General features: G+C 39.1%; 17 protein-coding genes and 2 pseudogenes. 5 read left to right on the top strand and 14 right to left on the bottom strand.

Annotated features, from left to right (window positions below; all coding sequences use genetic code 11):
* Positions 1-13: 13 nt before the first annotated feature.
* The 3 genes from lpdA to AY601_RS23280 form a co-directional block, all read right to left on the bottom strand.
* A complete protein-coding gene (gene lpdA, locus AY601_RS23290; RefSeq protein WP_068405851.1) occupies positions 14-1,420 on the bottom strand; it encodes a dihydrolipoyl dehydrogenase in 1,407 nt (468 codons plus the stop codon).
* Between the two features lie 79 nt (positions 1,421-1,499).
* On the bottom strand, positions 1,500-3,167 hold the full coding sequence (locus AY601_RS23285) for an ArnT family glycosyltransferase (RefSeq protein ID WP_068405849.1): 1,668 nt from the start codon (positions 3,165-3,167) through the stop codon (positions 1,500-1,502).
* Positions 3,168-3,176: 9 nt separating this feature from the next.
* Complete coding sequence (locus AY601_RS23280) at positions 3,177-3,623, bottom strand: GtrA family protein (RefSeq protein ID WP_084359426.1); 447 nt, start codon at positions 3,621-3,623, stop codon at positions 3,177-3,179.
* 138 nt (positions 3,624-3,761) lie between these two features.
* Here AY601_RS23280 and AY601_RS23275 point away from each other — a divergent pair, with 138 nt between their 5' ends.
* From AY601_RS23275 to AY601_RS23265, 3 genes are read left to right on the top strand one after another with little or no spacing between them, the layout of a single operon-like run.
* Entirely contained in the window at positions 3,762-5,642 is a 1,881-nt protein-coding gene (locus AY601_RS23275) for a CocE/NonD family hydrolase (RefSeq protein WP_084359424.1), read from the top strand.
* 6 nt (positions 5,643-5,648) lie between these two features.
* Positions 5,649-7,307, top strand: a complete 1,659-nt coding sequence (locus tag AY601_RS23270) for a M1 family metallopeptidase (RefSeq protein WP_068405842.1) — start codon at positions 5,649-5,651, stop codon at positions 7,305-7,307.
* A 60-nt stretch (positions 7,308-7,367) separates the two neighbouring features.
* Entirely contained in the window at positions 7,368-8,093 is a 726-nt protein-coding gene (locus AY601_RS23265; RefSeq protein WP_068405839.1) for a head GIN domain-containing protein, read from the top strand.
* A 156-nt stretch (positions 8,094-8,249) separates the two neighbouring features.
* Here AY601_RS23265 and AY601_RS23260 read toward each other — a convergent pair.
* The 7 genes and pseudogenes from AY601_RS23260 to AY601_RS23230 form a co-directional block, all read right to left on the bottom strand.
* Positions 8,250-9,224 (bottom strand): annotated as a pseudogene (locus tag AY601_RS23260) (IS256 family transposase); the annotation flags it as partial.
* Positions 9,218-10,090: pseudogene (locus tag AY601_RS23255) on the bottom strand (transposase); the annotation flags it as partial. The pseudogenes AY601_RS23255 and AY601_RS23260, both read right to left, overlap by 7 nt.
* A 405-nt stretch (positions 10,091-10,495) precedes the next feature.
* Entirely contained in the window at positions 10,496-11,386 is an 891-nt protein-coding gene (locus AY601_RS23250) for a hypothetical protein (RefSeq protein WP_068407865.1), read from the bottom strand.
* Between the two features lie 131 nt (positions 11,387-11,517).
* Complete coding sequence (odhB, locus tag AY601_RS23245; RefSeq protein WP_068405836.1) at positions 11,518-12,750, bottom strand: 2-oxoglutarate dehydrogenase complex dihydrolipoyllysine-residue succinyltransferase; 1,233 nt, start codon at positions 12,748-12,750, stop codon at positions 11,518-11,520.
* Between the two features lie 20 nt (positions 12,751-12,770).
* Positions 12,771-15,566 carry a 2-oxoglutarate dehydrogenase E1 component gene (locus AY601_RS23240; RefSeq protein ID WP_068405833.1) on the bottom strand — a complete coding sequence of 932 codons (2,796 nt, stop codon included), beginning with the start codon at positions 15,564-15,566 and terminating at the stop codon, positions 12,771-12,773.
* Between the two features lie 54 nt (positions 15,567-15,620).
* Positions 15,621-16,499, bottom strand: a complete 879-nt coding sequence (locus AY601_RS23235; RefSeq protein WP_232324656.1) for a MerR family transcriptional regulator — start codon at positions 16,497-16,499, stop codon at positions 15,621-15,623.
* A 73-nt stretch (positions 16,500-16,572) separates the two neighbouring features.
* Complete coding sequence (locus AY601_RS23230) at positions 16,573-17,826, bottom strand: DASH family cryptochrome (RefSeq protein ID WP_068405830.1); 1,254 nt, start codon at positions 17,824-17,826, stop codon at positions 16,573-16,575.
* Positions 17,827-17,990: 164 nt separating this feature from the next.
* Between AY601_RS23230 and AY601_RS23225 the strand changes: the two genes are divergently transcribed.
* Both AY601_RS23225 and AY601_RS23220 read left to right on the top strand, forming a co-directional pair.
* A complete protein-coding gene (locus tag AY601_RS23225; RefSeq protein WP_068405827.1) occupies positions 17,991-18,899 on the top strand; it encodes a TIGR01777 family oxidoreductase in 909 nt (302 codons plus the stop codon).
* A complete protein-coding gene (locus AY601_RS23220; RefSeq protein WP_068405822.1) occupies positions 18,896-20,200 on the top strand; it encodes a cryptochrome/photolyase family protein in 1,305 nt (434 codons plus the stop codon). Before AY601_RS23225 ends, AY601_RS23220 begins: the two co-directional genes overlap by 4 nt.
* Before the next feature lie 32 nt (positions 20,201-20,232).
* Here AY601_RS23220 and AY601_RS23215 read toward each other — a convergent pair whose 3' ends face one another.
* The 4 genes from AY601_RS23215 to AY601_RS23200 form a co-directional block, all read right to left on the bottom strand.
* A complete protein-coding gene (locus tag AY601_RS23215) occupies positions 20,233-21,216 on the bottom strand; it encodes a hypothetical protein (RefSeq protein ID WP_068405818.1) in 984 nt (327 codons plus the stop codon).
* A 207-nt stretch (positions 21,217-21,423) separates the two neighbouring features.
* The gene (locus AY601_RS23210; RefSeq protein ID WP_068405815.1) at positions 21,424-22,344 is read right to left on the bottom strand and encodes an FKBP-type peptidyl-prolyl cis-trans isomerase; all 921 of its coding nucleotides are present in this window, start codon (positions 22,342-22,344) and stop codon (positions 21,424-21,426) included.
* 5 nt (positions 22,345-22,349) lie between these two features.
* Positions 22,350-22,916, bottom strand: coding sequence for an FKBP-type peptidyl-prolyl cis-trans isomerase (locus AY601_RS23205; RefSeq protein WP_068405812.1), 567 nt, complete (start codon positions 22,914-22,916; stop codon positions 22,350-22,352).
* A 124-nt stretch (positions 22,917-23,040) separates the two neighbouring features.
* Entirely contained in the window at positions 23,041-24,831 is a 1,791-nt protein-coding gene (locus tag AY601_RS23200) for an acyl-CoA dehydrogenase family protein (protein ID WP_068405809.1), read from the bottom strand.
* Positions 24,832-24,855 lie beyond the last annotated feature (24 nt).

The raw sequence follows: 24,855 nt of genomic DNA, 5'->3' as shown, positions 1-24,855 counted from the left end.
TATATAGCCAATCCTAGATATGAATCGCTCTGTTTGCAGTCGCAGCCATAGCCGCTTCTTTCATAGCTTCAGTATAGGTAGGGTGTGCATGACAAATTCTTGCGATGTCTTCTGCAGAAGCACGGAATTCCATCGCAACAACAGCTTCAGCAATCATATCAGCAGCACGCGGGCCGATCATATGAACACCTAATATTTCATCAGTAGCTTCATCCGCTAATACTTTTACAAAACCATCTGTATCCATACTTGCTTTAGCACGTCCACTGGCTTTGAATGGGAAAGATCCTGCTTTATACTTTACACCTTTTTCTTTTAATTGCTCTTCAGTATAACCTACCGATGCAACCTCTGGCCAAGTGTAAACAACTCCCGGGATCAGGTTATAGTTGATGTGTGGTTTTTGACCAGCAATAGTCTCCGCTACAAAAATACCCTCATCTTCCGCCTTATGCGCAAGCATTGCACCAGTAACCACATCACCGATTGCATATACACCTTGTACAGCAGTTTCTAAATGTGCATTTACAGGGATTTTATGACCACGTTCTTCAGTTTTGATCCCGATATTTTCTAAACCTAAACCTTCCGTATAAGCGGTACGGCCAACAGCTACAATACAGTAATCAGCTTCTAAATTCACCTCTTCGCCTTTAGCGTTCAGCGCAGAAACAGTTACTTTTTCGCCTTTTGCAGTTGCACCAGTTACTTTATGGCCCATAAAGAACTCCATACCCAGTGATTTTTTCAACACGCGCTGTAATTCTTTACCTAAACCAGCGTCCATTGTCGCGATGATAGCAGGCAAATATTCAACTACAGATACCTTAGTTCCCAAACGTGCGTAAACAGAACCTAATTCCAGTCCGATTACCCCACCACCAATAACGATCATCGTTTTTGGAACTTCTTTAATATTTAATGCTTCTGTCGAAGTAATGATCCTTTTTTTATCTATTGGTAAAAATGGTAATGCAGTAGGCTTAGAACCCGATGCAATCACTACATTTTTAGCGGTGATGGTTTCAGATGTTCCGTCAGCTTTGGTAATCTTGATTGTATTTTTATCTACAAAAGAACCTAAACCTTCAAAACTGTCAATTTTATTCTTTTTGAACAAGTAAGTAATACCTGCTGTATTTTGCGCAACCACATCATCTTTACGTGCAATCATTTGTGGCATATTCACAGTCAGATCCTTCAGGTCAATCCCGTGGGTAGTGAAAGTATGTGCAGCATTATGATAATGCTCCGAAGAGTCTAACAATGCTTTAGATGGAATACAACCTACATTTAAGCAAGTTCCACCAAAAGTTTTATATTTTTCTATAACTGCTGTTTTTAACCCTAACTGTGCACATCTGATTGCGCTAACATAACCACCAGGACCAGAACCAATAATAACGACGTCGTATTGCATAATGATAAAATTTTGTGGTACAAAGTTAATAATCCCCAATGGAAATAAGGCATCAGCAAGGGGGTTTCTTGTTAATCTTTCAATTAATCAACACTACTTCGGTCACAGACAATGTCTGCTCACGTGTCGTATGATTTAAAAACTTTCCTTTGACCATGGTAATCCGGTAATTACCGAAAGTTTGAAGGCGTTTTAGCTTTACGCCCTGCTGGATATATTGATCCACTAACGCTTTATCTGCATACAACAGATAAGGCTTTGGAGGCAATAAAGATTCCTCACCTGGCCTTAAGAAATAGAGCGGTGCATGGACATAAAAATCCAGCGAATAAGCAAAGCCAAGGTTGCTCTGCACCACAGGCAGGTCTTTTGTATTGTGCGCATTGATCCAGAATGCAGCTTCACTATCTCCCTGATATTTCACTAACCTTGGATAATAAGCCAGGTTAAAATACAGATTGACAAAAAAAGCAACCGCGCAAACCTGGAAGAACACTTTGTACCGGTTATCAATTGGCTGCAGGGATACTATAATAAACAAAGCGACAGCCCCTGCAAGCAATGCTGCAGAAAATACCGTGATATTATCAGGCTGGAAAAAATAATGCAGTACCACAATCAGGAATGTCATAATTCCGCCCACAACCAGCTGCATGATCCGGATTGCCTTTATAGAACGTTCTAATTTAACCTTACAGAGATATTGCGCACAAATAATCGTGAAAAAAGGAAATACGATAGTAATATAAAAAGGGAGTTGAAATTTTGATAAAGAGAAGACTAGTAAAGTCAGGAATGAACCCGAGATACAGAACCACTCAGTCAGTAAGGGTTTCTTGAAATTCCGGCTGAAAAATTGAAATATAGCCGTGTAAAGCAACAAACTCCAGGGTAAAAAGGCCCATAAGATGGTATGTAAAAAGAAGGTCGGATCACCATTTGATTTCTTGATCGGCCCACTGTTAAAAAAGCGGCCAAATTGACTGTCCCAAAAGAAGAACTTGATTCCTGATACCCCCTGACGCCCAAAAACAACCTTCTCAGGATGAACATCAAACTGGTGGTACAAAGTGTAAAGTTCCGGAAGCATAAAAACAAGGATCAGTACTGCTGCCAGTACCCACCTGAAATTAAAAACCATAGTCCAGTTCTTTTTAATCAGTAACTCTCCGGCTATAGCCCCTGCTATGGGGATCAACGCAAAAATACCTTTTGTCATTACCGCACAGGCAGCAAATACAGACGCAATCACTAAATGCCAGAACCATTTTTTGCCCAAAGATTTATAAAAATGATAAACACTTGCGATAATCAGCCCAGTCAGAAAAGGCTCTGCACGAACATCCATCGTACAAATCAGGATGTGCTGAGCAGTTAATAACAACAAAACAGCCCATAAACCAACTTGCTTCGAATAGAGCTCTTTAGCAAATCTATAAGTATAAACAGCCGCCAGCAGGATAAAGAGTATTCCAGGCAACTTATAAGCCCAGGTATTAATCCCAAACACTTTGAAGAAAACAGCCGTTATCCAAAAAGGAAAATGAGGTTTATCCAGCCAATCCTTCCCTTCTACCATTAAATCAATGAAGTTATTATGCTGCGCTATATTTTTGGCGATGGAAGCGTATAAAGCACCATCAGGCCCGATCACTGTGACAAATAATCCGGTAAAATTTAACAGAACAGCAAACCCGATAAAAAGGTAAAGCCATTTTGTAGTTTGATCTGCCAATACTTTCTGCATAGGTGTCGATTAGATTGATTTTCCTTGGTCAGAAGATTTGAAAACAAAGAAATAGTTTGCACTGAAATTCCAGAAGAAAACGATAAAAATAGCTATCGCCTTACTGATATAAAAGTTAACCGAAAGCTGGTTATCCAATAAAAAGATAATAGCCGAATTTAAGAGCAGACCAATTAATGAAACGATAAAAAAAGCCGTAAACTGTAATCCTGGCTTCGATTTATTGGCTTTAAATGTCCAGTTGCGGTGGATTATATAATTGCTGATGACAGCTGCCGTAAAGCCTATCCCATTTGCGATGAATTTATTAAAACCCAGCTCATCCTTAAAAAACCAGGTGAGTGCAAAATCTATGATCAGTCCTGATACACCTGTAATTCCAAACTTTAGGAAGGCCAGGATTTTTGGCGTTAAAAAAGATGAAAAATAGGAGCTACTGAATTTATTTTGCGGCATGACTAATCATTAGATGGGCCAAAGGTACAATCATTTTAGAATTGAGGGTCAAAATGAGTAACATTTTAGATTACATAGCCTGCTATTTTATAAAAAAGACACCATATACCTTATATTTAGGCCATCTAAACTTTTCATATGAACCCTTCTTTTAAAATGTTCTGGATAGCTCTATGCTTTCTGGTAACAAGTTATTCTTCCTTTGCTCAGGTGACAGATTCCGCTTATGTCCGCGACAATTATACTAAAATCGAAAGACAAATACCTATGCGGGATGGCGTTAAACTATTTACTGCGATTTATATACCAAAGGATAAAAATCAAAAGTATCCTTTTATGTTAAACCGCACTCCATATACCAGCAGTCCTTATGGCGAAAACCAATACAAAACCACTTTGGGTCCAGATCCATTATTCCTGAAGGAAGGATTCATCTTTGTTTACCAGGATGTACGCGGCAGATGGATGAGCGAGGGTGAATTTGTAGATGTGCGACCTCAGATTGTCCATAAGAAAAGTAAAAAAGACATTGACGAAAGCACTGATACTTACGACACTATAGACTGGCTGATTAAAAACGTACCGAATAACAATGGAAAAGCTGGTATTTATGGAATTTCTTACCCAGGATTTTACTCCACAGCTTCTTTACCAGGTGCCCACCCAGGCCTGAAAGCAGTTTCTCCTCAGGCACCGGTAACGGACTGGTTCCATGGAGATGATTTTCACCATAATGGCGCATTTATGCTGTCAGACGCCTTTAATTTTTATTCTGTATTTGGTGTTCCAAGACCAAAACCAATTACTCCGGACAAAGGGCCTAAAAGCTTTAAGTTCCCTATTAAAGACAATTACCGCTTTTTCTTAAGTGTTGGTGCATTGAAAAACGTGAAACTAAAATACTTTGGTGACACTATTAAATTCTGGAATGACCTGATGGCTCATGGCACTTATGATTCCTTTTGGAAAGCAATGGACATCCGTCAGCATTTGACTGATGTAAAACCAGCCGTATTGGTAGTTGGTGGTTTCTTCGATGCTGAAGATGCCTATGGAGCTTTACATACCTATCAAGCTATTGAGAAACAAAACCCTAAAGCCAGGAATAGCCTGGTTATGGGCCCATGGTTTCACGGCGGTTGGTCAAGAGGAACAGGAGCTAGCTTTGGTGATATACAATTTGGTCAGCAAACCAGTATATGGTATCAGCAAAATCTGGAATTCCCTTTCTTTATGCAATACCTGAAAGATAAAAAAGATGCAAACATAGCTGAAGCAACTATTTTCCTGACCGGCAGTAACCAGTGGAAGAAATTCAGCAGCTGGCCACCTCAGGATACAGAAGAAAAAACACTCTACTTCCAGGCCAATGGAAAACTAAGCTTTACTGCGCCAGAAACAGGAACCAGTTTTGATGAATATGAAAGTGATCCAAACAATCCTATCCCTTATCAACAAGGCATACAGGAAAAAAGAACAAGAGAATATATGATCGACGATCAGCGTTTTGCCGCCCGCAGACCTGACGTAAAAGTTTACCAGACAGACGTCCTGACAGAAGACATTACCTTGACAGGCCCATTAATGGCTAAACTTTCGGTATCTACTACAGGTACTGATGCAGATTACATTGTTAAACTAATCGATGCTTATCCAGAAGATGAAGCAGATCCGGCAATTAATCCAAAAGGGATCATCATGGGTGGTTATGAAATGCTGGTTCGCGGCGAAGTAATGCGTGGCAAATTCCGCAATAGCTTTGAGCAGCCTGAAGCTTTCGTTCCAGGTCAGATCACCAAAGTAAACTATGCGCTTCCGGATGTAGGCCACACCTTTAAAAAAGGTCATAGAATCATGATCCAGGTACAAAATTCCTGGTTTCCTCTAGTAGACAGAAACCCGCAGCAGTTCCTTGATATTTATCATGCAGATGATAAAGACTTCCAAAAAGCAACCCACCGTATTTATCATGACAAAGCACACGCTTCTGCACTAACGGTGACCGTATTAAAACCTTAATCCATTATGAGAAGATTATTTATCAGTACCCTCATCGTATTCACAGCTCTTCTTCAGGCCAATGCGCAACTTTTACAAGGAAAGCATACCTTTTCGCGCGCAGATACATTAAGAGGTATGCTGACCCCGCTGCGTACCTGTTATGACATTAACTACTATCACCTTGACGTGAAAGTTGATATCGATAGCAAGTCAGTTAGTGGAAGCAATGAATTCAATTTTACTGCAACAACAGATTTCAAACAACTTCAGTTTGACTTGTTCAGTAATCTTACCATTGAAAAAGTAGTTTATAAAAATCAGGAACTCCCTTTTAAAAGGGAATTTAATGCTGTATTTGTAACTTTTCCTGCTACGATTAAAAAGGGAGCGAAAGACAAGTTTGAAGTCTTTTACGCAGGCAATCCGGTCATTGCCAGAAAACCACCATGGGATGGAGGTTTTATTTTCAGTAAAGATGAAGCCGGAGCTCCCTGGGTATCTGTTGCCTGTCAGGGCTTCGGTGCAAGCTCATGGTGGCCAACCAAAGAACATCAAAGCGATGAAGTTGACAGTGTGTTAATCAGTATCAGCGTTCCTAAAGATTTACAGGAAGTATCCAATGGCCGCTTGCGCAGTATTGCAGACAAACCTGATGGCTATAAACAATACAACTGGTTTGTGGCCAACCCGATCAACAACTATAACATTACATTTTACATCGGAAAATATGCACACTGGAAAGACCTTTACAAAGGAGAAGATGGAGATCTTACCTTAGACTTCTGGTCGCTGAAAGCTGATAGTGCAAAAGCAAGACCTCACTGGGATGCAGATGTAAAACCAATGCTCAAAGCATTCGAACACTGGTTTGGACCCTATCCTTTCTATAAAGATGGTTATAAACTTGTTCAGGCTCCCCATCTTGGCATGGAGCATCAGAGTGCTGTTGCCTACGGTAACCAATTTAAAATGGGTTATCTAGGCAATGACTTATCCGGTTCCGGCTGGGGATTAAAGTTTGATTTCATTACTGTACATGAAAGCGGTCACGAATGGTTCGGTAATAACATCACCTCCAAAGATATTGCTGATATGTGGATCCATGAAAGTTTCACCAACTACTCAGAAGCACTAATGGTTGAATCTATCTACGGAAAAAAGGCATCCACTGCTTATGTAGAAGGCATAAGGCATAAAATCCAAAATGATATCCCAATCATCGGTGCTTACCATGTAAACCACGAAGGCTCGGGCGATATGTATTATAAAGGGGCGAATATGGTGCACACTATCCGTCAGCTTATCCAGAATGATGAGAAGTTCCGTCAGATTTTACGTGGACTGAATAAAACTTTCTACCACCAAACCGTCACTACAGCACAAATCGAAAACTATATCAGCAAAGAAAGCGGCTTAAAACTATCTAAAATATTTGACCAGTATTTGAGAACTATCCAGGTACCGACACTCAATTACCACATCAAAGACGGAAAATTAACCTACCGCTGGACAAATGTTGTCGAAGGATTCGATATGCCAGTTAAAGTATCTTTGACACCTGGTACCTTTAGTTTTATTTATCCGACTACAACCTTCAAGACAACCGCTATTAAAGGTATTGACGAATCCAGTTTTAAAGCAGATCCTAATTTTTATATTTTACTAATGAAAAAGGATAAATAAAATGCAGAAGTTTATGCAACTAATCAAACTCTTTAACGTCTTATAAAAAAACCTAAAGAAATGAAGAAATTAAATACACTACTTTTACTGGCCCTGGTCACACTAGGTTATTACGTTAATGCGAAGTCTGCCATCCGGATTAATAAATCCTTTACTGAAGAAGAAAGGCCTGTTGGAAGTTTCAAAGGCGTTGCTACAGGGGGCCCTCTGACTGTAAAGATCACCATGGGCAATAAAGAATCCCTGCGTCTGGAAGGCGATCAGGAAGCCATTTCGAATTTGACTACCGAAGTAATCTCTGGCGTTTTGACGATCAAACCAAAGACGAAATGGAATGACTGGTCAAGAAAATTCAGCAGTGCCCATGTAGTCGTATATATAACGGCAAAAAAGATCAGTTCCTTAACCATGAGCGGATCAGGAAATATAGAAGTTGAAAACAGCATCAACTCACCCGAGCTGGTAGCAACGCTCAGTGGCTCAGGAGGTATTACTGCGAGTGCAAATGTAAAATCATTTACAGGCATAATCAGTGGTTCAGGTGCCATAAAACTAAGTGGTAAAGCAGACGCTTCAAATCTTACCTTAAGTGGTTCTGGAGGTTTTAAAGGCAGAGATTTCTCAGTAAATGACTTATCTGCTCAAATTAGTGGTTCAGCAAATGTTTACATCACAGCCAATAAAAGCATTGAAGCAGTAATCAGTGGTTCAGGCAGTATCCGCTATTCGGGAAATGCAGTAGTCAGAAAAACTGTCATTGGATCTGGAAGTGTAAGAAAAGAATAACAATTATTAACTCCCTATAAAAAGAAAGAGCCTGTTCATGATTTATGAGGGCACTGAAAAAGTAGACATAAAAAGGTCTTCAAACAGAAAAGCGGATGGATAGGGGAGTGTAAAGCGAACTGTGTCAACATCACTTCTTCTTAGGTGGGGGCTTCTTCAGCCCCCACCTAAGAAGAAGTCGCCGAAGGCTTTCAATCGATCCCCAAATTTAATATACAATTGTGACATTGTCAATCCCCAGTTATGCATCGGCATTGTCCATTTTTTGGACAGGTCTTTAAAGGCCAGATACACGAGTTTTAGTAGCGCCTGGTCAGATGTAAATGCGCCCTTTGTTTTGGTGACTTTGCGGATCTGGCGATGCATTCCTTCGATTGCATTGGTAGTGTAGATCACTTTTCTGATATCCGCCGAATACTCGAAATAAGTGGATAAATTAGTCCAATTTTCCATCCATCCTTTTACCGATAGCGGATATTTTTTACCCCATTTATCTTCAAACTCCAGTAGTTTTTCATACCCCTGTTCTTGGTTGTTGGCTTTGTAGATCGGTTTTAGATCAGCTACTACCGCCTTTTTGTCTTTTTCTGGCACATAGCGTAAACTAGTGCGGATTTGGTGCACAATGCATAACTGAATCTGGGTTTTAGGGAAGACGGCTTCTATAGCCTCGGGGAAGCCTTTTAGACCGTCAATACAGGCGACTAGAATATCTTCCACACCGCGTTGTTTCAGATCGGTGAGTACAGAGAGCCAGAATTTAGCACCCTCATTTTCTGAGAGATAAATACCGATCAGATCCTTTTTGCCATCGCGGTTGACACCTAGGATATTGTAAACTGCCCGGGATTCGACACCACCACTACCACGCACCTTATAATGCATACAGTCCAGAAATACAAAAGGATAGACAGCCTCCAATGGTCGATTTCTCCACTCATTCATTGCGGGAATGATCTTGTCCGTAATGTTGGATATCTCGGTTGCAGAGATATCCATTGCATACATTTCTTTCACATAATCAGAAATATTGCGGGTACTCATGCCACGGGCATACATAGCGATCACGTTATCTTCCAGTTCTTCGGTAATGATTAATTGCCGTTTAGGAACGATCTTAGGCTCAAAAGTTTTGGTAGTTCAGGACCATCTCCCTTTTCTGCTGAGGTAACAACAGCAGCCGTTATAATGCGCTCCTCTGTCATGGCCAAATGAGTTTTGTAACCAAAAAAACTGCTGTCGGCTGTCTTGTGGCCAACCCTGGCATCCATATCTTTAGATATTGCATAATTCTCCCGGGTATCTTCAACTGTTTCCCTCAATAGGTTTAGTTTCTCCTTTACTGCAGGAATTTCACTTAACGCTTCATCAGACTCGATAAGTTTTTGTAGTTTACTGCAGTATTCTATTTCCTTTAGGATATCATTTGATTCATTCTTCTCGGGCATCCGGGTTTTGAAATCATCATCCATTGAATAAACTGCTCTTCGCAGCAACTTTGAACGTTGCCTGAGTACCTCAACAGGTGAGTATGGGTTAGATCTTGAAAGTGAATGTGTAGCATCGACAATAATGGACCTGGATTTAATAATACCTTTTTCCAGAGCTAAAGAGACGGTTTTTCCAATCAGCAGGTTTAAAAGATCCATGTCCTTAAGACGAAGCTTTCGGAACTTGGTCAGAGAGCTTGGATTTATCACGTCCTGTTCAGGGGACATCTCTAAGAAATATTTAAAGGACATATCATAACGGGAACGCTCTACAACATCCACATCAGAAATAGTGAATATAGTTTTCAAAAGCAGGTATTTGAACATGCGCACAGGGCTCTCTGCAAGACGTCCATTATCCCGGCAATACTTTTCTAAAAGCTCATTATAGATAAAGCTGAAATCTATTAACTCATTGATCTTGCGAAGAAGGTTGTCTTTGGGAACAATCAGATCGTAGAGCCTGGAAAACTCACTAAATTGGATTTTTTGTTGTTGAAGAAGCATCTTAAAGGCAGTTCTAATACACCTTTAAAATACAAAAAAGGAGCAGAAAAACTATGCTTTCTACTCCTTTTATCCATTTTTTTCTAAGGGACTTTTTCAGTGCCCTCTGATTTATGATACAGGCTTTTCTATTATTAAAATGTTTTCATAGGTATAGGGTTTGCCTGTAATATCCACTATAACTATCAATACACTATCCTGTTTCTGTTATTTTTTCGTTAAAAAACAAAACATACCCTCAAACGCTTCTCCGATCATACCAGCCACCCTGCAACAGGAAATTCCTTTGGACGCTTAAAAAAAACAGGCACTAATGTGAGGCCATTCATTTTTAATGCCGGCCGAACATTAGTGCCTGTTTTTTTTAAGCGAAGACGGAAATCCCCCCTAAACAAGGGCTAAACTTTAAAACTGGTAACCTAAAGCCCAGAAATTCTGTACATAATTAATCTTCTGACTTGCTTTATCTAAATCATCTCTGCCTGTAGTATGGACAGTCTTCAAATTAGTTGCCCCAACCTTAGTTGTATTCTGAATATACAGCCCTCTGGTCACATAAAATTTCAAACCAATCTTTGCAGAAAAACCATAACCAGCAACATTCCAGTGGTTATTTCTTCCCTGCTCAAATAAACGCACGTCAGACCTTGGTACCATCATACCACCACCAAGACCTGTTTCCAAAGTTAAAGAGGTCTGTCTAGAAGGCGCAACCCAGATATCATCATAACGCTCGATCTCAATATTCGCATAGTTGAACCCATCCGTATGCTCGTAAGTAAGCATTTTGTCCGTTACATTAATCATTTGTCCATTGTACGTTCCTGCAAGCGCACCTGTAGGCACACCAGGCTCTGAAATTTGATCTCCGATATAACCAGTAATCGCCACCTGCTGCGGGATATCCATTACATATTTCATGTGGTCCCAACCAATGGAAATACTATAATTATCTGAAATAAAATAGCCTACACGAAGATTATACTGTGGCTCAGAAACCTTTGATGGATTTAAATAGTTCCACTTTAACGGTGATTGCCTGTCATGTGCAACTACATCCTTCAATGTAAAATCATAATTAGGCCCCGTAAAGTTAATATCACTCTTTCCATACCACGAATGATTATATCCCCAGTGCACAAAGAAATCGCCTTTTCTCGAGAAATTCCTCTTGATTTCATTAGAAAATATACTCTTTCCAATCTTTACCGGATTATCAGTTGTATTTGTAGTTTCCTGTGCCTTTGTTCTTTTACCAAAAACAAGGAACAACAATAATAAGTAGCTTTTTTTCACAGCGTAAAAGTACTCAAATCCTGCCGAAAACGAATTTTCGCAAAACATATGACATGAACAAGACGCAATAAAAAGCAAAAAACCTGCTGTAACTAAACAGCAGGTTTTTCTAAAAATATATGAATCAGTAATTAAATCCCTAACAACAAACGTGCAGGATCTTCTAACAACTGTTTTACTCTTACCAGGAATCCAACAGACTCTCTGCCATCAATGATTCTGTGATCATAAGATAAAGCAAGATACATCATCGGGCGGACCACAACTTCACCTTTTTCTGCAATAGGGCGCTCAATAATATTGTGCATTCCTAAAATCGCAGACTGAGGCGCATTGATAATTGGCGTAGACATCATTGAACCAAATACACCACCATTAGTAATTGTAAATGTTCCACCAGTCATTTCTTCCAAAGTCAACTTGCTATCACGTGCTTTAGTAGCCAACTCAATCACAGACTTTTCAATCTGGGCAAGTGTCATACTCTCTGCATTTCTGATAATTGGAACAACCAATCCCTTTGGTGCAGAAACAGCGATAGAAATATCTACGAAGTCATTGTAAACAACAGATTCACCATCAATACGTGCATTCACAGCAGGGAAATCTTTCATTGCCTCACAAACAGCTTTCGTGAAGAAACTCATGAAACCTAAACCAACACCATATTTTTCTTTGAACTGATCTTTATATTTTCCACGAAGATCCATGATCGGTTTCATGTTTACTTCATTAAAAGTAGTTAACATGGCCGTTTCATTCTTCACTGCAACTAAACGTTTCGCAACAGTTTTGCGCAATGGAGACATTTTTTCTTTGCGTTCATTTCTTGAACCTGCAACCGGTGCAGCTACAGTTGGTGCAGCTTTTTCAGGAGCCTTAGCTGCTGGTGCAGCCGCTTTCTCCGCCTTAAGCGCATCATCTTTAGTAATCCTGCCATCAACACCAGAGCCTTTAACAGCCGCCGCGTCAACACCTTTTTCTGCAAGAATTTTACCTGCTGCCGGTGAAGGAGTACCAGTTGCATAACTCTCGCCATTTCTTTCCGCTACCGGAGCAGCAGGCTGAGCATCATTAACAACCGCTTTTTCTTCAGCAGCTGGCGCTGCCGCTTTTGCCGGAGCAGCCCCACTAGTTTCGATAGAACAAACTACAGCACCTATAACCAGCGTATCGCCTTCGGCCGCCACTATTTTCAAAGTTCCGGCTTGCTCAGCAGTTAATTCAAAAGTTGCTTTATCAGATTCTAACTCGGCGATTACTTCATCCATTTCTACGGCATCACCATCATTCTTCACCCAACGGGATAAAACAACTTCGGTAATTGATTCGCCTACTGGCGGAACTTTTATTTCTAGACTCATAATTGATGTATTATATTTTCCTAATCTACGTTATATGCTTTACTCACTGATTTCTTAGCAATTTTCTGATCCACCTCAGTTACAGGTGCTGCAAAAGATTTTGCCAGAATATAAGCTTGCTCATCCGCATGCTGTTTCGCAAATCCAGTTGCAGTACTGCTGCTTTCTTTTCTTGAAATCACTTCAATATCACTAAATACTGTCTTTCTTGTTTTACGCAACAAATAAGGCCATGCACCCATGTTTTCAGGTTCTTCCTGAACCCAAACAGCTTCTTTCGCATTTTTATAACCTTTATAAACTTCTTCCATTTGTTTAAATGGCGTAGGATATAACTGCTCAACACGAACGATCGCAACATTTTTGATCTCCTCTTTCTGTTGTTTCTCTAACAATTCGTAGTAAATTTTACCACTGCAGAACAATACTCTGTCTACCTCATTCGCTTTAACATTTGCATCATTGATTACCTCCTGGAATTTTCCATTAGTAAATTCTTCCAGCTTAGAAACACATAAAGGATGACGCAATAAGCTTTTAGGGGTAAAAACAATTAATGGTTTTCTGAAATCACGTTTAAACTGACGACGGATTGCATGGAAAAAGTTAGCAGGAGTAGTACAGTTAGTTACCTGCATATTGTAATCCGCACAAAGTTCCATAAAACGCTCAATCCTTGCAGAAGAGTGTTCAGGCCCTTGTCCTTCATAACCATGAGGCAATAACATAACTAACCCGTTTTCACGCTGCCATTTTGTTTCTGCACTTGCAATATATTGATCCACAACAATTTGTGCACCATTAAAGAAATCACCAAACTGCGCTTCCCAAATAGTTAAAGCATTAGGGTTTGCCATTGCATAACCATACTCAAACCCTAAAACGCCATATTCAGATAAATGTGAATTATAGATATCAAATGGGGCCTGCTGATCAGAAAGGTTACTTAAAGGGATATATTCCTCTTCAGAATCTTCTAAAGTTAAAACAGCATGACGATGTGAGAATGTACCACGCTCTACATCCTGTCCGCTTAAACGAACTCTCTTACCTTCAGTAAGTAAAGTTGCATAAGCCAGCTGCTCACCCATTGCCCAGTCAAAAACATGACTTGAAGTAGCCATTTTATTACGCTCAGCAAATAGTTTCTCAATTTTCTTGAAGAACTTTTTATCTGCAGGCAAAGTACTAATCCTTTTTGCAATCTCTAATAAAGTAGTCTTTTTAACAGACGTATCAGGAGAAGTAACAAAATCTTCTGCACTGGCAATTCTCATGTCTGACCATGCACCAGCAAATTTCACTCCCTTATAAGTAGAAGTAACTTCTTTCGCTTCATTTAACCGCTCCTGTAAAATACCACGGAATTCAACTTCCATTTCTTTTGCCAGGCTTGCTTCCATTTTACCTTCACCAATCAGTTGTTTGATATAGATATCTCTTGGATTAGCATGCTGCTCGATGCTTTTGTACAATAAAGGCTGAGTGAATTTAGGCTCATCTGCTTCATTATGCCCGAATCTGCGGTAACACAGAATATCTATGAAAACATCATTTTTATATTTCTGACGGTATTCCATAGCCAGGTTGATCGCATAAACCAAAGCTTCTACATCATCTCCATTCACATGGAAAACAGGAGAAAGCGTCACCTTAGCAATATCTGTACAATAGGTACTGGTACGGCCGTCTTTATAATTTGTAGTAAAACCAATCTGGTTGTTAATCACCAGGTGGATCGTACCACCGGTTTTATAACCATCCAGACCTGCCATTTGAATAACTTCGTAAACGATCCCCTGTCCGGCAACCGAAGCGTCACCATGAATCAGGATAGGCGCAATACGTGAATCATCCCCACCATATTTGAAATCGATTTTAGAACGTGTCATTCCTTCAACCACACCATTTACTGTTTCCAGGTGAGATGGGTTAGGACATAAACTCAAATGGACGCTTTTTCCGTCATTCGTAGTTACATCCGTAGAATAACCAAGGTGGTACTTCACATCACCTCCAAAAGGAGATTCCGCACTGTAGCCCTTACCTTCAAATTCAGCAAAGATATCTTTGTAAGTTTTTTGCATGATATTGGCCAGCACATTTAAACGCCCTCTGTGTGCCATACCAATTACAAATTCTTCAATTCCCATTGCAGAACCTTTTTCAATTACTGAATCCAGTGCAGGAATTAAAGCCTCAGCCCCTTCTAAAGAAAATCTCTTCTGACCAAGAAACTTAGTTCCTAAGAAGTTCTCAAAGCTTACCGCTTCATTTAACTTTTTAAGGATCCTTCTTTTCTCTTCAATTGAAAAATTTGGCGTGTTCTGCACACTTTCCATTTTATTTTCAATCCAGCTTAATACTTCAGGTGTACGGACAAATTTATATTCCGCACCAATAGACCTGCAGTAAGTTCTCTTCAGAAAGGTTACGATATCGCTTAGTTTGGCAGCACCAATACCAAGTTCTACGCTCGAATTAAAAACGGTGTCCAGGTCAGCCTGACTCAAACCAAAGTTTTCGATATCAAGAGTTGGTAAATGATGACGTCTTTCTCTTACCGGATTTGTTTGGGTAAACAAATGACCGCGCTGGCGATAACCATTGATCAGATTTAAGACACTCACTTCTTTTAAAAAATGTTCGGGAGTTGCTTCACTGGCTACGCCAGCATCCGCTCCTCTTCCAAAATCAAACCCTTCAAAAAACTTCTGCCAGCCGAATTCAACCGCATTAGGATCTTCTTTATAAGCTTGATAAATAGAATCGATGTATTCGGCATTTGCGCCGTTGAGATAAGATAAATTATCCATTGTTTAAGAATTGGTATAAGTATGGCAAAATTAGGATTTTACCTTTAAAAACAGCTATAAATCATCAAGAAATTCTACGATTTCACAAACCTTTTTAAGTGGTGTCAGCCGATCGTCAAGAAGTATGTCAAATTCGGAGATTAAACTGCCCGCTACCAGCAGAGGCACATCCATATAGTCCAACACCTTAGTCAATATTTTATTGATATCTTTTCCAAGATTCAGAGAAGTAAGCACAATAAAAGCGTAATCAGGTTTATAATGTGCAATTACCTTTTTAAGGTCATTATATGGGATTTCCTGTCCAAGGTACAGCGTATCCATTCCACATCGTTTTAGCAAATAGCGGGCAAATAGTAAACCTGTTTCATGCATTTCGGCCTCCGGCAGGAATAATAAGAACCTTTTAGGATCTTTTCTATCTGGCTTAGTTAGCTTATCAATCTCCACAATCATCCTGTCTCTGATTAAATTGGAGGCAAAATGTTCATGCGAGGGATCTATTGCACCAGTCTGCCATAACATTCCTACCTTTTTCATAAATGGAAAAAGTACAAGATCCATCGTATCGACTAAACCTAATTCCTGAATACAACCAGAAAGGATTTCAGCAAATGCAATTTCGTCATATTTTAAGGCAGCATCAGAAAGACGAAGCACCTGTACAGTATCATTGTTATAATCAGCTTGTAACTGGAGTACAAGGTCATTGATCTGTACCTTGTCCATTTTTGCAATCCGGCTTATTTTGTAACCTTTTTCATTCAAAGTCACAATATTAAGCAGATGCTTCAGGTCTTCTTCCTCGTAATATCTGATATTCGTAGGAGTTCTTTTTGGAGGCACCAGGTTATATCTGGCCTCCCATGCCCTGATCGTATGTGCTTTTATGCCTATTAAGCTTTCTATATCACTGATTGAGAATCTTTTCACTTCATGTGATAACGCTCTTAAACAAAAAATGTTTTAAATATTTTTTTTGTTTAACCTTTATCCGTTTTTTTTATCAAATATCCTGCACCTCTATATCCAGCAATTTGATTTGTTTGTCTAAATCAAAAGCATTTTTAGAACGTGTATCTTTTCCACCTCCGGCAACATAAGCCCAGTTGCCCCAATTGCTGGCTGGTGAATAATCAATTAGTTTTTGTTCAAAATAACCAGCCCCATCTATCCAATTCAACTTTAAGATATAAATCAAGTAAGTAGCGACCAATAAGCGCCCAGTATGAGAAATAAAACCAGATTGATTCAGCTCTGTCATATATTGATCAACAACGGGATTACCCGTATTTCCATCTTTCCATTGCTGTAAACTTTGAAGATATTCTCCAGTCTGCGGAAATTCTTTTATTTCTACAATGTCCTTGAAATAATCAACGCTATGTTTTTTAAACATAAACCTGAAGAAATCCCTCCACAACAGGCCTAATATTAATTGGGTGAAATGCGTGTTCGCACCAAATTGCTGTTCAGCCTCTTTCACTGCCCAATAAACCTTTCTTGGAGATAAGGCACCGACAGCCAGCCAGGGAGATAATTTAGACGCAAAACTATGCTGGGCAGCATGTGCTTTACTACTACGGATATAAATTTCGGAACCAGGGGCAAATAATTCCTGTAAATGTTTTATCCCTTCTTCTTCACCACCAGAAAGGTTAGTTAAAAAAGGCCCTCCACATTCAGGTAATTCCCCCCATTCCTCAACTGGTACAAAATTAATTTGCTCAGGTGCAGGGAAACAATCTTTTACGATTGCATCTCTTTCTGTTTTTTTCTTAAACTGAGGAAAAACATCAGGAATATCTTTAATAGGAAATGGCAGATCTTCTTTATTGTAAAGCGTGTGGCCAATAAAATGCTTCAGGTTTATTCTCAATTTCCACAGCAGGTCTTCTACATTCGAAGAAACCGTAGTTTCTTCAGTTGCAACCTCTCTGTGGTGATAAACCTCTGCAATTTCATAGTGTTCAGCAAGTGCTGAAATATGATCTTCCGGAGTACCAGAGATGACCAAAAGATTACCGCCCAGTTTTTTCAATGATTCGCGTAAAGCAGAGACGCTTTCTGCTAAAAATTGAAATCTATTGTGTACAGCTATATTTTCTTCTTCAGTTTCAGCAGTACATTCAAAGTGGCGCGGATCAAAAAAATAAACAGGCAGGATACTATCGGACTTACTGATCGCTTCTACTAACATTTCGTTGTCATGTAACCGCAAATCATTTCTAAACCAGACGAGTATTTTCCGAGATTCCATTTATTTAGCCTAAAGTTTGTTGTAATCTCCAAAAATATACCATTTTTATCCTAAGATCTAATACACAAAGTAATATTTACATAAGCGCAACAAAAGTTTAGCTTAAAATCACGTTTAAACAGCTTTCCCGGAAACAAAAACACGACTATTAAAGTTAATCCTAAATGAACCAGCATATTTTACTCACAGGTGCAACCGGCATGCTCGGCAAAGATTTAATTCAAACGCTTTTAAAACGGGGAAATAAGGTTTCTATCCTTTCCCGGAAGCCGCATCAAATTGACCAGGTCAAGGTCTTTCTATGGGATGTAGAACAGCAGAAAATTGATACAGCATGCCTGGATGGTGTAGATAGTATTATCCATCTTGCCGGTGAAAATATAGCTAAAGGAAAATGGACCGGCCAGCGTAAAAAAGAAATCATTGACAGCCGGGTTCTTTCTACACAACTTCTATTTAAAACCATAGCAACAAACCCAAATCAGGTAAAAAACTTTATTTCTGCAGCTGCTATTGGTTATTATGGCAACCGCGGAGATGAAATACTGACAGAAGAAAGTACTCCTGGTCATAATTTCCTTGCAGAATGCTGTATTGAATGGGAAAAAGCGATAGACCAGGTACAGCAACTGAAGCTACGTATTGTAAAAATCAGGACTGGTGTAGTGCTGGCAAAAAATGATGGTGCACTAAAATCCATGGCCACCCCAATCAGCCTGTTTGCGGGCGCCCCTCTTGGAAGTGGAAAACAGTGGGTACCCTGGATTCATTACCAGGATATGACCCGGATCTATCTCCATGCACTTGACAATGAATCGTTAACAGGTGCTTACAATGCAACAGCCCCCTATCCTGTTACCAATAAACAACTGACTAAAGCTATTGCCAAGCAATTACATCGCCCTGTATGGCCATTTAGCGTTCCTGAGAAAATATTACAATTTATTTTAGGTGAGATGAGTTCAATGGTTATCAACAGTACCCATACAACGGCACAAAAAATAGAATCCAGTGGATTTATTTTCAAATATCCCCAACTGGAACAAGCTTTATCTGATATTTACAGCGCATGAAAACAGAGGTAAACATTTGCTGGTTAAGAAGAGATTTGAGGTTAAAAGACAATGCGGCACTCTACCACGCATTAAAAGGAAGCACCCCGGTTTTATTGCTTTTTATATTTGACCGCCATATACTCGATGATTTAAATGACCCGAAGGATGCCAGAGTTACCTTTATCTACCGCAAATTAAAAGAACTTGAAACTGAATTGCAGCAAGCTGGCTCTTCCATACTTATCAAGTATGGTACACCTGAGCAAATATGGTCAGAACTATTAAAAACCTACACCGTAAAATCAGTCTATACAAATCATGATTACGAACCTTATGCGATGGAACGTGATGATGCTTTAGCAGAATACCTGCGTTCAGAATCTATACCTTTTCAATCCTTCAAAGACCAGGTTATTTTTGAAAAAAAGGAAATCGTAAAAGCTGACGGAAAGCCTTATACTGTTTTCACCCCTTACTTTCGTCAATGGAAATTAAAGTTGAACGATTTTTATCTTAAAGCTTATCCGGTAAAAAAATACCTGGAAAATCTGCTTCAAATTCAACCATTTGCTTTTCCTGAATTAGGTACATTAGGCTTTCAGGAATCAGATTTACAATTTCCCTCTGCAAGTTTTGAGCATAAATTAGCTGCTTATGAACAGCGGAGAGATTTCCCCGCAGACGATGCCACGACTCATCTGGGTATCCATTTAAGATTTGGAACAGTCAGTATCAGAGAGGCTGCAGCGAAAGCATTAAATGCCGGTGCTGAGAAATGGCTATCTGAACTGGCCTGGAGAGATTTTTATATGATGATTTTATCTCAGTTCCCTCATATCACCACACAGTCCTTTAAACCGGCCTATGATCAGATTAAATGGCTGAATAAGGAAAAGGATTTTGAAGCCTGGAAAAATGGCAAAACCGGATACCCAATAGTAGATGCAGGAATGAACCAGCTGAATCAAACGGGCTATATGCATAACCGGGTCAGAATGATTGTAGGAAGCTTTTTGACTAAGCATCTGTTAATTGACTGGCGTTGGGGAGAAGCTTATTTTGCAGAAAAGTTACTGGATTATGAACTGGCTAGTAATGTTGGTGGATGGCAATGGGCTTGCGGTTGCGGCAACGATGCAGCTCCTTATTTCAGGGTATTCAACCCTGAATTACAAGCGAAGAAATTTGATCCCGACAATAAGTATATCTACAGATGGGCACCAGAATATAAACAAGAAAAGCATAGCCAACCTATAGTTGACCATGCTTTTGCCAGAGAACGAATTCTCAAAGTATTTAAAGAGGCGCTAAATAATTAGTTTGTGATTGATTAATTCGGGTTTACCCATTCCTAACCCCCGTTTCCAAAAGCAAACTCAACCTGAGGAACTGTTGGAACGCCTCTTGAAGTAAATAATCCTCTTCCAAAAATATTCGTTCCATATCCAGCCATTCTACCCATATCTACAATAAAAGTTCCTTTAAAATCTTTTGCATCATAAGATGCTAACCTATAGTTATATCTAACAGGTAAAGACGGCGCATAATATGACTGATGCATCATTGTGACATCAATATCTCTAAAACTCAAATCAGTTTCGTTAGCACCCCACCCTCCGAAAGTTTTCTTTCCTTCTTGAGTAACAGCAAAATAAAATCTACCTTGCTGTTGTTTCGGATCTGCCCCAGTAATTTCATCGTACCATAACTCTACATGCAACCTTCTTTTGGAGTCGCTATTATAGTATGTGTTTAAAAAAAGACGTCCTATAAATATCGGTGGTTGTATACTTTGAGTTTTCTTTGAATTATTGGCAGCAGAAGTTATTCTTTCATCCTTCTTATAAACTTTCAAGTCTTCACCAATTTTCACTTCTCCTTTAGCATTGGTAAATAAAGATGAAAGCGGAGTACCAAACTTATAAGTCAATGAACTATCGGATTTTATAGTCACAAGATCATTATACTTGTTTTTAAAAGCCTGGAATGATTCGCTGCTATTTACCTTTTCATATTCATCCTGAATATTTTTAAAAATAGTTCGATAAGATTTGAACCCCGGAAATCTTGCTTCCCAAGCCTCAAGGTCTACCCCTTGTTTGCTAATCAGTACTGTTGAAATTGAATCAAATGATTTTTGATCACTGAACTTCAAATATCCATTTTCTAAAGTCACCCTTTTCTCCGAAGAAACAAGACTATCTTTTGAAATATTACCCTCATCAGTCTTTTTGCAAGACCAAATTAGTCCTAATGAAATAGCTGCTACTGCTAAAAATCTGTAATTTACTTTCATACGTTTATATATTTCTTTAAAAATATATAAAATAAACATAAAAACTAATAAAAAAGCTAATTTATTAACTAATAAACAATATTATGATATAAATATCAAAATTTTGAGATAAAAATAATAATTATGATAACAATACAATCATTAGCTTAAATAGCTATTCATAAATAAACCACAGGTCTTATAAAGATAAAATCCCCGCTAAAATTTAAATTTTAGCGGGGATTTTATCTTTATAATTTATTTCTCTTAATTCGTTACACTAACGATCTCAATATCAAAATCCAACACTGCATTTCTAGGGAGATTCGGCGGAATACCTACCGTGCCATAACCACGATCAGAAGGGATCAGAAGGCGTATTTTACCACCTTTAGTTAATTTTCCAGGAATTACATCACCCCACCCCTTAACGCCTAAGCTTGCAAGAACTGCACTGAAAGACCCATCAACATTAGTTTGAGATACAGTACCATCAGCAAATCTTAGTGTGTAATTTGCAACTATTGTTGAGGTCAGCGAGATTTTATCAGTACCAGTACCCGGCGTTGAAATACTATAATAAACCCTTGAAGGGTCTTTAATCATCGTTAAGCTATTCTTTTTAATAATATCATTGATAATGCGATCATCTAAAGCAGTCTGTGATTTCTCAGGTACCGTAGTCACTGTCAGATCAATATTTTCATTTGAAGGAATAGTTGCAATACCATTTTTTCCATAAGCCAGGTAAGATGGAAGCAGGATCCTTGCAGAACCACCTGGTTTAAGTTTCAAAATTACATCACGCAATGCATTTATTCCTATAGTTGTAAAAATAGTATTATCAACAGGGGCCAATACATTCGTATACCCTCCAAGTGTACCGAAATTCCCATTGAAAGAAGAAGCCCAGTACACTGTACCATTTTCCAGTCCTTTTACTGAAACATTATATAACACAGAGTCGCTGGTCGAATAAACAGCAGTACCAGTTCCAGGGTTCAGAATCTGATAGTAATAACCCGTTTTCAGTGAATCTTCAATAACAGTCAGTTTATTGGCTGTAATATAATCTTGTATTTTCTTTCCGTCTACAACCTGAATAGAATCATAAGTCTTTTTACAAGAACTAAAAAGAACAGTTAAGCCAATCAAGGCAAGAGTAAATTGTGATAACTTTTTAAGCATTATTTTTATTTTGGTTGGACTATTGGTACGTATTTTTTTACTTCGATTAATTGAATGTCAAAATCCAATATTGAATTTGCAGGCAAAAATGAAGGTAATCTGTTGCTTTGTTGTATTGCAGGAACTACCCTGTTTTGATAAGCCATCGTTGAAGGTATAATTAATCTGATATGCCCACCCGGCTGGATCATGCGGAGTCCTTTTTGCAAGCCTTCTATAGCGGAGCCAAAAACAAATTTCGGAACCAGATCGTCAGTGACTACCGGAGTCATATCATATAACAACTGCTTGATGGTACTTCCGGTATAACGCATTCTTATTGTATCTGTCGGTTCATAAGTTGCGCTACCTTTACCTCCGTCATAAATCTGGTAATATAAACCTTCAGGAGTCTTTAGTGCTGTTATTTTTGCAGCTCCTACAGCCACCTTGTTAACAGAATCTATATATATTTTAATCAAATCATCGTCAATTGCTAATTGCGCAGCTTTATCATAAGCAGGAGCTGTTTTACAGGCTGCAAAAGCACAAGCGGCGGCTATCAACAATAACAGAGTTTTGATTTTAAACATATTGCACAAAAATAGTCTTTTATTAGGGATGGTACAATATTTAACCAATTTTAACAATTACCAAAAAAAAAAGCGGCCGCATCATTGGATATGATCCGGCCGCTACCAGCTTAAAATTAAACTGTTAAAAACAATATTTATTCTCAGCAATCAGTTGTTGTGCAACTTTCTGACGTGCATCTTTCACATTAAATGGCTCTACTTTAGTAAATCTTTTTAGTCCTACCAACATCATGCGTTGTTCGTCGCCTTCAGCAAAAGCCCACAAAGCTTCTTTTCCAGCTTTTTGTAAAGCATCAACCGCTTCAACAAAATAGATACGCATCATATTCAGTTGTCCTTCACAAGCTTCAGCCCCTCTTAAACTAACCAGCTTCTCTGTTCTCAACATCACTGACTCCGCTACGTAAACATAACTTGCCATATCTGCAATGTTCATCAGGATTTCCTGTTCTTTAGAAAGGCTCATCATTAGCTTCTGAACTGCAGCTCCGGCAACCATTAAGGTTGCTTTTTTCAGGTTCTGAATGATTTTTTTCTCCGCTGCGAAAAGCGTATCATCCTCTTCACCGAAATCAGGAATAGACATTAATTCGGCAGCTACAGCAGTTGCCGGGGTCATTAAGTCTAATTCACCTTTCATTGCTCTTTTCAACATCATATCAACAGTTAATAACCTGTTGATTTCGTTTGTTCCTTCAAAAATCCTGTTGATCCTTGCATCACGGTATGCTCTGTCCATTGGGGCATCGGCAGAGAAGCCCATTCCACCATAAATCTGAACACCTTCATCCACTACATAATCCAACGCTTCAGAACCCCAGACTTTAAGGATCGCACATTCTACAGCAAATTGCTCTGTAGACTTTAATTTTGCCTTACTCTTATCCATACCGCCAGCAACCAATGCCTCATAGGCATCGTCAATATTCTGACCTGCACGATAATTAGCAGACTCTACCGCATAAACTTTGGTTGCCATTTCGGCAATCTTATAACGAATAGCACCATACTTTGAAATCGGGCGCTCAAACTGGATACGCTCATTTGAATAATTGATTGCAGTACTGATCACCGCTTTCGAAGCTCCGACAGCAGCAGCAGCCAATTTAATACGGCCAATATTTAAAATATTAACAGCAATCTTAAATCCGTTTTCACGCTCTGAAAGCATATTTTCTACAGGTACTGCACAATCGTTGAAAAATACCTGACGTGTTGACGATCCTTTGATCCCCATTTTATGCTCTTCAGGGTTCATCGTTACCCCACCAAACTCACGCTCCACAATAAATGCAGTTAGATTTTTATCACCATCGATTTTCGCGAATACAATAAAGATGTCAGCAAAACCACCATTGGTGATCCACATTTTCTGACCATTAATTACATAATGTTTACCATCTGCTGATAACTTTGCTTTAGTTTTACCAGAGTTTGCATCGGATCCTGAATTTGGCTCTGTTAAACAGTAAGCTGCTTTCCACTCACCCGAACCCAATTTTGGAATATATTTCGCTTTCTGCTCTTCATTTCCATAATAAAGAATAGGTAAAGTACCAATACCTGTATGTGCAGAAATTGCAACTGCAAACGAATGACCAGCACCAATTACATCAGCAACCAGCATAGAAGTATTAAAGTTTTTACCGAAACCACCGTACTCTTCAGGAATAGAAACACCCAACAAGCCTAATTCACCTGCTTTAGTTACCAGTGAAGCCATCAGCCCTTCTTCCATTTTATCAATGCGGTCCAGGTTAGGGTATACTTCCGTTGTCAGAAAATCCCTGCACGTCTGTGCAATCATTTGCTGTTCTTCATCAAATTCTTCAGGAATAAATACATCCTGGTATGTGGTTTCCTTAATCAGGAACTCGCCACCTTTTACTTTTGTTTTGTCTGTAGTTTCCATATTCTTTGTGATTGAAATCTACCG

It is taken from the genome of Pedobacter cryoconitis, assembly GCF_001590605.1.
Lineage (GTDB): Bacteria > Bacteroidota > Bacteroidia > Sphingobacteriales > Sphingobacteriaceae > Pedobacter > Pedobacter cryoconitis_A.
Note: the sequence above shows the minus strand (reverse complement) of the source record. Positions and strands in the feature narration are given on the sequence as shown.